This window comes from Streptomyces sp. (genome assembly GCF_019510245.1).
In the GTDB taxonomy this organism is placed as follows: Bacteria; Actinomycetota; Actinomycetes; order Streptomycetales; family Streptomycetaceae; genus Streptomyces.
The window spans coordinates 1-9,562 of sequence record NZ_JAEKKT010000340.1 but is presented as its reverse complement, the minus strand read 5'-3'; the positions used below and the strand labels follow the sequence as shown (position 1 = coordinate 9,562).

Below are 9,562 nucleotides of genomic sequence, written 5' to 3'. Positions count from 1 at the left end.
TGCCACGCTGCGCCGGCTCGTGGACGACTACGAGCGTCTCCTGACCGCGGAGGCGGCAGCGGACCAGAGAGCGAGCGACCTGGCCTACACGCTCTGCGTGATCACCGGAACCCGCGACATCGCCGCGGCCCTGGCGAAGTCCCGCCACCTCCTGGCCGCCGCCGCGACAGCCGGCCTCCCACCTGTCACGATCCCCGCCACGCCCTCTCTTCCGGCACTGGACACTGCGGTCGCGCGAACGGCGGCCGGCGCGGCCCTGCCCGGAGTGCCGTCGCCCCCGCCGGCGGCCTTCGCGGCATCGCGCGACTCCGCCTCGGCCCCCCTCGCGGTGGCGGAGTGACCCGGCGTCAGGGGGCGGGCCGCCGGACCGGGACCCGCAGCGGGCGGGCCAGGCCCGCCACCGACTCGTCCAGGCGCTGGAGATGGCGCAGCACCCGGTCGGTCACCCTGCCGTAGCGCGGGGCGCGCAACGTACCCGGCTCCAGCATCGACGCGATGCTGGGGCCGGTCTCGATCCCGGCGTCCGACCCCTCCTGCCCGACATGGGCGGCGATCGCCTCGATGTTGTGCACGATCCGCCGTCCCGCCCCGCGCAGCCGGGGATCCGCCGCGATGGCCGGATGGGTGGGCAGCAGCTCCGCCGTGGCCGCCAGCGACCGCGCGTGGTAGGCGCACGTCTCCAAAAGCGCCACCACGTAGCGGGCGGTGTCCCGGCGGGAGCGCAGCGGGGTGATCGGATGGGTCAGCGGCTGGACGGCCGCGGCCAGATCGGCCAGCGCCTGGTCCAGGTCCCGGGCCTTCTCCACCAGGTCGACCGGCGGCGCCCCGCTCAACTGGTCCGCGGCGGCCCGGGTCACGTCGGCCAGCCGGTCCAGCGCCGTCACGAGCAGCTCGTCGGTACGGCGGTCGGTGTGCACCGGCAGCACCACCGCGGCCGCGATCACCCCGCACACCGCACCGAGCGCGGTCTCGGCCACCCGAAGCACCAGGACGTCCAGGCTGTAGGTGTTGAGGAGCGTGTACAGCAGGCCCAGCATCGCCGTCACGAAGAACGACATCAGGGTGTACGACAGCGGTGCCGAGTAGAACATCGCGAAGATGAAGAGCAGCACCAGCCCGAACGCCGTCCAGGTGTGGTGCCCGACCAGTCCCGCGAGCCCGATGCCGGCCACCACGCCGAGGACCGTGCCCAGCAGCCGCCGGTAGCCCTTGACCAGGATCTCGCCGGTGGACGAGGTGTTGATGAACACGATCCAGCAGGTCAGCACCGCCCAGTACCAGCGCTGGGCGGACAGGAACTCGCCGCCGACGATGGCCAGCGACGAGCCGACCGCCACCTGCACCGCCGCCCGCGTGGTGGGCCGGCGCAGCCCGGTCTCCTCCCCGGCCCGCCGTTCGCCCTCCTCGGCGCCCGCGATGGCCGCGTCCTCGGCGTCCAGCTCCTCCCGGGACCGGGAGGTGGCGGGGGTGTCGTCGGACTCGTCCTGCGGCCCGTCCAGGGCGATGCGCAGCCCCAGCACCGCGCGCCCGGCCTCGCCGATGCCCCGGAAGACATCCTGGACGGCGGGCGAGGCGGGCGGCAGGTTCTCACCCTCCCGGTAGCCGAGCAGCCGGTTGCGGAGCCCGGCCAGCGCGGTCCCCTTCCCGGGGCCGCCCGGCCGCAGCACCAGCAGCCGCAGCGCCTCCAGATCGAGCCGCAGCCGCTCCATCGCCTCGTCCCGCACCGGCTCCCCGAGGGCCGACGGCAGCGGGGCACCCGGCAGATGGAGGGTGAGCGTGTCGGCCCGCCCGGTGCCGCGGGCGGTCAGCAGCAGCAGCCCGAGCCGCTCGGCGGCGATCTCCGCCTCCGCGATCCGGCGCTGCACCAGCCTCGCCACCGTCTCGTCGGAGGTGCCGTCCGCGAGCCGCCCCTGGATCAGCAGCGCCGTCTCGTGCAGCCGGGCGGTCCTGAGCCGGACCTCCTCCACCGCCCGGTCCAGCTCGTCCGGCCCGGCGTCGAGCAACTCCGCCTGTGCGGAGACCAGTTGGGCGAGCCGGGCCCGGAAGGCGCGCCGCAGCCGGGCCAGGATGCCCGCGGGGGTCTGCCGTACCAGCACGAACCGCGCCAGGGCCGCGCAGCCGAACGCCACCGTGATCGTGACGTACAACCCCGGCAGCGCGGGCACGGTCGCGTGCACGAACAGCGAGGCGAAGTAGATCTGGAAGCCGATCAGCCCGAGCGCCGTGCCCCGGTCGCCGAACCGGCGGCCGTAGACCGCGCAGAAGATGAGCGCCACGAAGAACAGGTCGCCCATCACCACCCGCGCGTTGAGCAGCGCGCCCAGCGACATCGAGGCGAGTGCCACCGGCAGGCCGAGGGCGAGCGTGACGGCCTGCTGCGGTCGCCCCTTCTCCCGGATGGCGAAGGTGGCCACCATCGCCGTGATGGCCCCGGCCACCAGGTGGGACACGTCGTACCGCAGCGCTGCCAGCACCGCGAGCGTGAGGGCGATCGACGTGACCGTGCGCAGGCCGGCGGTGAACCGGAGCAGGCCGGGGTCGGCCGCCGCGAGCCGTCCCCGGACCTCCGCCCGCACCGACCGCCCCGCCGCTCTCACTCCGCCGCGCTCTGCGTCACGCCGGCGAGCCGCCGGGGTCCTCGGGGCCCTCGGCACGTGCCCGGACCTGCTCCGGCGTCAGATACGTGTCCGTGTACTCGAAGTCCTTGAGCCGGGCCGGCTTGCGGGACTGGAAGCCGGTACGCACGAAGTCGTCGCCGGCCAGCGCGTTCAGCAGCCAGTTGGTCGCGACCCGGGTCTTGGCCACGTTGGTGCGCAGCGCCGACCAGTGGTAACCGCGGGCCACCGCCTGGGCGGCCAGCCCGCGCAGCTCGATGCCGAGCGGCTTGGAGACCGCGTCCTTGCCGCCGAGGTCCACCACCAGCCCGAGGTCCTTGTGCACGTACGGGTGGAGCGCCTGGCCCCGCAGGGTCGCGATCACGTTGTCGGCGACCGCCTTGCCCTGCCGCATGGCGTGCTGCGCGGTCGGCGGGCAGACCGCGCCCGGCTCGTCCTTCGCCTTGTCCGGCACGGCCGCCGCGTCGCCGAGCGCGAACACCCCGTCGTGGCCGGGCAGGGTCATCTCGGCGGTGACCGCGAGCCGTCCCCGGACCGTCTCCGCGCCCAGGGTGGCGATCAGCGGGCTGGCGACCACCCCGGCCGTCCAGATCAGCGTGTGGGTGGGCACCACGCGGCCGTCGGTGAAGGTGACCTCCTCGGGGCCCGCCTTCTCGATCGACACCCCGAGGGAGACGTCCACGCCGCGGCGGCGCAGCACCTCCTGGGCGCTTCGGCCGAGCTTGTCGCCGAGCTCCGGCATCAGCTTCGGGGCGATGTCGATCAGGTGCCACCTGATCAGCTTCGGATCCAGGTTCGGGTAGCGGTGCAGCGCCGCGTGCGTGAGCTTCTGCAGACAGGCCGCGGTCTCGGTGCCCGCGTAGCCGCCGCCGACCACCACGAACTGCAGCCGTGCGGCGCGTTCGGCCGGGTCGTCGCTGGCGTCGGCGAGATCGAGCTGGGCGATGACGTGGTCGCGGATGTACGCGGCCTCGGCGAGGGTCTTCATACCGAACGCGTGCTCGGTCAGGCCGGGAATGTCGAAGGTGCGGGTGACACTGCCCGGGGCCAGCACGATGTAGTCGTACCGCTCGTTGACGACCTGGTCGGTTATGGTGCGGACGACGCACACCTTGGACTTCAGGTCCACGCCGATCGCGCCGCCCGGGATGATCCGGGTGCGGTACCTCTTGCTGCGGCGCAGCGAGACGGCGATCGACTGGGGCGTCAGCACGCCCGAGGCGACCTGCGGCAGCAGGGGCAGATAGAGCTGGTAGGAGGTCGGCGAGACCAGGGTCACGTCCGCCTCGTCGGGGGAGAGTTTCCGCTCCAGGCGGCGCACGCACCCCACTCCGGCGAAGCCTGCGCCCACCACCAGGATCCTGGGTCGTGTCACGGTGTATCCCTTTCCGCTGCTCCAGGCTGTTCGGCTCGACGCCGTCCGCGTGCCCAGGAACGCTTGCTTCGCACCACATCGATCCCACCGTGCCCGACGCCGTCCCGCCAGCCGGGCGGAGCAGGCAGACGAACGCGTGGGCTCCAGCATGCCCCTCGATCGCCGGGAGAAACCGGCTGTCGCACAGATATGCGCCGGACGGCCGTCCGGTCGAAGGCCGCCACACGGCGATCACGCGCGCCAGTAGAGTGCCCGCCATGGCGCAGACCCAGCCCGGAACGGGCTTCCAGAAGCGGCACATCGACCCCGACCGCGTGACTCCGCTGGTGGCCGCCCTCGACTCCCAGGACGCCAATCCCGGGGTACGGCGGCTGCGCGCCTGGGCCGAGGAGGCACTGGCGGTGCGGCCCGGCGAGCGGCTCCTCGACGTCGGCTCCGGCACCGGCTCGCAGACCCGGGCGCTGGCCGCCGCCCTTGGCCCGGACGGTGTCGCCATCGGCGTCGAGGTCAACCCGAGCCTGCGCGCGGTCGCCGAGGAGCGGTCCGCCGGCAGCAGGGCCCGCTTCCTGCAGGGCGACGCCGAGGCGCTGCCGGTGCCGGACGGCTCGATGGACGTCGTGTGGTGCGAGCGGGTCCTCCAGCACCTCCACGATCCCGACCGGGCGATCGCCGAGATGGCCAGGGTGCTGCGCCCCGGCGGCCGGGTGGCGGTGCTCGACACCGACTGGGGGACCACCCTCCTGCACCCCGGCGACCCGGTGGTGGTGCGCGCCCTGACCGCGGCCGCCCTGGGCGGCGCCAACCCCTACTCCGGGCGCCGCCTGGTCGGCCAGCTGAGCGCCGCCGGGTTCGTGGTGGACGACCGCGGCTCGCAGGCCCTGCTCCAGGACCACGGCTCGGTGGCCTGGCCGCTGATCCGCATGCTCGGTGAGGCCGCCGTGCGCACCGGCGCCGTCACCGCCGAACAGCGGGACACGCTGTACGCCGATCTCGCCGAGGCCGCCCAGCAGGGCGCGGTGCACATGTCGGTGACGATGTTCGGGGTGGTCGCGCACCGTCCCGAGTGACCGCACCCGGCCCCACCGGGCACCCTTACCAGCTTCCATCAGGCACCCACCGGGCCTTCACCAGGGCAGGAAGGCGTGGATGTCCTTGCCGTCCGCGGTGACGACCACGCTGACCTGGTCGCACAGGGTGTGCAGCAGGTGCCAGCCGATGCCGCCCCCGCCCCCGTCCGGGTGGAAGGGCCGCGGCTCGGGCCGGACCTGGCTGGAGTCGTGCATCGTGACGTGGACCCCGTCGTACGTGCGGCGCATCCGCAGTTCGAAAGGGCCCGGCGCGTACTGGACCACGTTGGCCGCCAGCTCCGTCACGACCAGCAGGATGTCGTTCCAGCAGTCGGGATGGGCGGGCGGTGAGGTGCGGGCGAGACCGGCGAGGTAGCCGTCGGCGGCGAGCCGGGCGCCCGTCACGTCGCTCAGCCGGCCCGGGAAGGGGACCGCGCATCCGGCGGTCTCCTGCGCGGATCCTCTGTCGTCCCGCCGTGGTCCGGTCCCCATGTCATCTCTTTCAGTCCCGGAAAGGTGTCCTCGTCGCGCTGGTCTCTGTCTTCTGCGCCGCGAGTTCCCACCCTGGCACCGGATACGCGTGATCCACTCACCGGAACACGTTGTCCGAGTCGTCCCAGTCGGCCGGCTCGGCCCGGCCCGGGCGGCCCGGCCGGCGTGCCGCCTGTGAGCGGGCCTGGTACATGGCGTCGATCTCGGCCGCGTAGTGGCGGGTTATGGCGTCCCGGCGCAGCTTCATCGACGGCGTCAGCATGCCGTTGTCCGGGGCGAACGGTTCCTGGAGCACCCGGTAGACGCGGATCGACTCCGCGCGGGAGACCACGCTGTTGGCGGACGCGATGGCGCGGGCGATCTCCTCGCGCAGCGCGTTCTCCTCGCGCGCCTCGCGCCCGGGCGAGTCGCCCGGCACCGCCAGCGCTCCCCGCCAGTGCGCGAGGAAGTCCGGGTCCAGGGTGATCAGCGCGCCCACACAGGGCCGGTCGTCGCCGACGACCACCGCCTGGTGCACCAGCGGGTGCATCCGCAGCCGCTGCTCCAGCGGGGCCGGGGCCACACTCTTGCCGCTGCTCGTGATGAGGATGTCCTTCTTGCGGCCCGTGATGGTCAGATAACCCTCGGAGTCGAGCCGCCCGATGTCCCCGGTGGCCAGCCAGCCGCCGCGCAGCGCGGTTCGGGTCGCGTAGTCGTCGCCGACGTATCCCTGGAACACCGACGGACCGCGCACCAGGATCTCGCCGTCGTCGGCCACCTGGATCTGGGTGCCCGGCAGGGGCTGGCCGACCGTGCCCGACTTCTCCCGGCCCAGCGGCTGCATGGTGATCCCGCCGCTGGACTCGGTGAGGCCGTAGCCGTCGTGGACGTACATGCCGATGCCCTCGTAGAACAGGGAGAGCTCCCGGTTGAGCGAGGAACCGCCGGAGGTGGCGCGCAGCACCCGTCCGCCGAGTGCTCCCCGCAGCTTGCGGTACACCGTCCGCTCGTACAGGGCGTGTTGCAGCCGCAGGTCGAAGCCCGGGCCCGCCCCGGTGCCCAGCCGCTGCCGTTCCGTGGCCGCGGCGAAGTCCCGCGCGGTCTCCGCGGCCCGCTCGAAGAGGGCGCCCCGGCCGTGCTGCTGCGAGGTGCGCAGGAACGTCTTGTACACCTTCTCCAGCACCGACGGCACGGCGTACAGGTAGGTCGGCCGGAACGTACGCAGTGCCTCGGCCAGCGCGGCCTCGGTCATCTCCGGCTCGTGGCCCATCAGGATCCCGCCGCGCAGACAGATCACCATGATCATCAGGCCGTACACGTGCGAGAACGGCAGGAAGGCGAGGACGGAGGCCTGTTCACCGGGGCGCGCCGCGGTGTGGCCCCAGCCCGCCAGCAGGGTGTCGCACGGGTACGCGAGCCCGCGGTGGCTCAGCGCGCAGCCCAGCGGACGGCCCGAGGTGCCCGAGGTGTAGGTGATGGCCGCCGTCGAGTCGGGCATCACGATCCGGCGCAGCGACTCCACCGTGGTCAGCGGGACGTACGTGCCCTTCTGCACCAGGTCGGGCAGCGCCCCCGCGTCCAGCTGCCACACGTGCTTGAGCCCGGGCAGCCCCTCGCACACGGTGCCGACGGTCATCACCGCCTGCTCGTCCTCGACCACCACCGCCACACAGCGGGCGTCCCGCAGGATCCACTCGACCTGGTCCCGGGAGGACGTCGGGTGGATCGGGACGACCTCCGCCCCCACCGACCACAGCGCGAGGCCGAACACCGTCCACTCGTAGCGCGTCCGCGCCATCACGGCCACCCGCTGCCCGGGCGAGATCCCCGACGCGATCAGCCCCTTGGCCAGGTCGACCACCTCGTCCCGCAGTTCGACCGCGGTGACCTCCTGCCAGCCCGCGGCGGCCTCGGGCCGGCGCGCCAGCACCGGCAGTGTCGGGTTCCGGTCCGCCGTCTCGAAGATGCTGTCGGCGAGCCCGCCGGTCAGGGTCGAAGCGGTCGTCGGAGCGAGGGCGTAGTCGCGCATGCGCTGCTCCTGGATGTACGGAGGGTTACCCTCCCGATCGGTACTGTTGTCGACGCGGGTCGAATGTAGCCCAGGGGAGTGCGGCTCGTGTCGGGAACGGTCAACTCGTTTCCACCCGATGACAAAGCTCAGCGCCGGAGTCAGCCCTGGGTGCGGCGCACGCACTCCACGACGACGTCCCGCAGGCTCCCGGTGCGCTCCAGGAACGACCGCTGCTCGCGGGCGCCGGTACCCCTGTGCAGCAACTGTGCGACGGCCTCCTCGACGCCGACCGTGTCACCGCTGTCGGCGAGTGCCTGCGCGGTGTGCGCGAGGAGCGCGCGCACCACCTCGACGGCGGGCCGGGGCCGCATGGTCACGGGATGGAGGAGGTCCTGCTCCAGGCCGACGCGGGCGGCCTGCCAGGAGGCCAGCCGGAGCATGCTCACGCCGGGGTCGAACGGCGGCCGTCCGGCCCGCCAGTCGCGCGCGGCCGTCTCCACCAGGGCGCGGATCAGCGTGGCGACGAGGACGGTGGTGTCCGCTCGCAGGCACACGTCGGCCACCCGGATCTCCACCGTCGGATAGCGCGTGGACAGGCGGGCGTCGAAGTACACCATCCCCGTGTCGAGGATGACCTCGCTGGCCACCATGTCCGCGACCCGCCTCCGGTACTGCTCCGGCGAGCCGAACAGCTCGGTCGGCCCGGCCGACGGGCCGCGCGCCCACAGCCGGCTGCGGAAACTGGCGTAACCGGAGTCCCGGCCCTGCCAGAACGGCGAGTTGACGCTGAGCGCGCGCAGCACGGGAAGCCAGGGCCGGATCCGGTCGAGGACGGCGACGCCCTCCTCGTCGGACTCCACCGACACGTGCACGTGGCAGCCGCAGACGAACCAGTCCACCATGGCGGCCCCGTACCGCCCGGCCATCCAGCGGTAGCGCTCGTGCCCGGTGAGCGCCGGGTCCACCGGCAGCGGGTAGGTGGCGAGTGCCGCGACCGCGCAGCCGATCTCGCCGGCCAGCCGGCCCGCCTCCTTGCGGCAGCCCACGATCTCGGCGCCGAGCTCCGCCATGTCCCGGTGCGGACTGGTCGCGAGCTCCAGCATCTGCCCGAACAGTTCGGTCTGGAACACGGCCTGCCCGGGAGCGTCCAGGGCGGCCCGGTCGACGACGGCGGCCGACCAGGGCGCCGGCTCCCCGCTGTCCGGGTGGACCAGCAGGAGTTCTTCCTCCACTCCGACGGTACGCAGCACGGGGAACCGCCCTCCGGCCGGGCCGCGACCTGGCGCGGCGAGGTCTTTCATCCCGGACTGCCCGGACCCGGCCGTCGAAACACGTGACCCGGCCCGCGGCGGGCTACGGGGCGACAGGCTCCAGCCACACCGTGCCGAGCGGGGGCAGCGTGAGCCGCAGAGCCCCGTCGTCGGCGAGCAGCGGCCCCCGGCTGACGACGTCCCCGCCGCCGTACCGGGCACTGTCGGTGTTGAGGATCTCCTGCCAGACGGGCGTCCCCTTGGGCACGCTCAGCCGGTAGCCGGGTCGGACCACCGGGGAGAGGTTGGAGACCGCCAGCAACGGCCGGGCCTCGGCATCGAACCTCAGGAAGGCGAAGACGTTGTCCTCGGCCGCGTCACCCACGACCCACTGGAAACCCGCCGGATCGGTGTCCCGCTGCCACAGCGCGGGGTGCGCGCGGTACCCGGAGTTGAGATCGCGGACCAGATCCCGGACACCCCGGTGATCGGCCTCGGCCCCGTACCCGGCATCGAGCAGCCACCAGTCCGGGCCGTCGGCGTGGGACCACTCGCCGCCCTGGGCGAACTCCTGCCCCATGAAGAGCAGTTGCTTGCCCGGGTGGGCCCACATGAAGGCCAGATACGCGCGGTGGTTGGCGCGCTGCTGCCACCAGTCGCCGGGCATCTTCGAGACGAGCGAGCGCTTGCCGTGCACGACCTCGTCGTGGGAGATGGGCAGGACGTAGTTCTCGCTGTACGCGTACACCATCGAGAAGGTCATCTCGTGGTGG

The 9,562-nt window shown here is 73.2% G+C and carries 8 protein-coding genes; 2 read left to right on the top strand and 6 right to left on the bottom strand.

Annotated elements, in window-relative coordinates; all coding sequences use genetic code 11:
* Positions 1–340 (top strand): DUF5133 domain-containing protein (locus tag JF597_RS55905; RefSeq protein WP_366916570.1); only part of this gene is annotated, 340 nt, incomplete at its 5' end.
* Positions 341–347: 7 nt separating this feature from the next.
* Here the strand turns inward: JF597_RS55905 and JF597_RS50780 are convergent.
* Together JF597_RS50780 and JF597_RS50775 are read right to left on the bottom strand one after the other, a co-directional pair.
* Positions 348–2,576, bottom strand: a complete 2,229-nt coding sequence (locus JF597_RS50780) for an FUSC family protein (protein ID WP_294013215.1) — start codon at positions 2,574–2,576, stop codon at positions 348–350.
* Positions 2,577–2,613: 37 nt separating this feature from the next.
* On the bottom strand, positions 2,614–3,990 hold the full coding sequence (locus JF597_RS50775; protein WP_294013213.1) for an NAD(P)/FAD-dependent oxidoreductase: 1,377 nt from the start codon (positions 3,988–3,990) through the stop codon (positions 2,614–2,616).
* Between the two features lie 257 nt (positions 3,991–4,247).
* Between JF597_RS50775 and JF597_RS50770 the strand changes: the two genes are divergently transcribed.
* Positions 4,248–5,057, top strand: coding sequence for a methyltransferase domain-containing protein (locus JF597_RS50770; protein ID WP_294013210.1), 810 nt, complete (start codon positions 4,248–4,250; stop codon positions 5,055–5,057).
* A 57-nt stretch (positions 5,058–5,114) separates the two neighbouring features.
* On the opposite strand, the gene JF597_RS50765 is transcribed toward JF597_RS50770, so the two are convergent.
* From JF597_RS50765 to JF597_RS50750, 4 genes are all read right to left on the bottom strand, one after another.
* On the bottom strand, positions 5,115–5,549 hold the full coding sequence (locus tag JF597_RS50765; RefSeq protein WP_294013207.1) for an ATP-binding protein: 435 nt from the start codon (positions 5,547–5,549) through the stop codon (positions 5,115–5,117).
* 97 nt (positions 5,550–5,646) lie between these two features.
* Complete coding sequence (locus tag JF597_RS50760; protein ID WP_294013204.1) at positions 5,647–7,557, bottom strand: long-chain fatty acid--CoA ligase; 1,911 nt, start codon at positions 7,555–7,557, stop codon at positions 5,647–5,649.
* Positions 7,558–7,697: 140 nt separating this feature from the next.
* Entirely contained in the window at positions 7,698–8,786 is a 1,089-nt protein-coding gene (locus tag JF597_RS50755; protein WP_294013218.1) for a glutamate--cysteine ligase, read from the bottom strand.
* Positions 8,787–8,892: 106 nt separating this feature from the next.
* The coding region (locus JF597_RS50750; RefSeq protein ID WP_294013201.1) for an alpha amylase C-terminal domain-containing protein at positions 8,893–9,562 on the bottom strand (670 nt) is incomplete at its 5' end.

What these genes read in the sequence shown, in the direction of transcription:
- JF597_RS50765 (WP_294013207.1), bottom strand. Translation starts at nt 5,549, where the DNA reads ATGGGGACCGGACCACGGCGGGACGACAGAGGATCCGCGCAGGAGACC.
- JF597_RS50760 (WP_294013204.1), bottom strand. Translation starts at nt 7,557, where the DNA reads ATGCGCGACTACGCCCTCGCTCCGACGACCGCTTCGACCCTGACCGGC.
- JF597_RS50770 (WP_294013210.1), top strand. Translation starts at nt 4,248, where the DNA reads ATGGCGCAGACCCAGCCCGGAACGGGCTTCCAGAAGCGGCACATCGAC.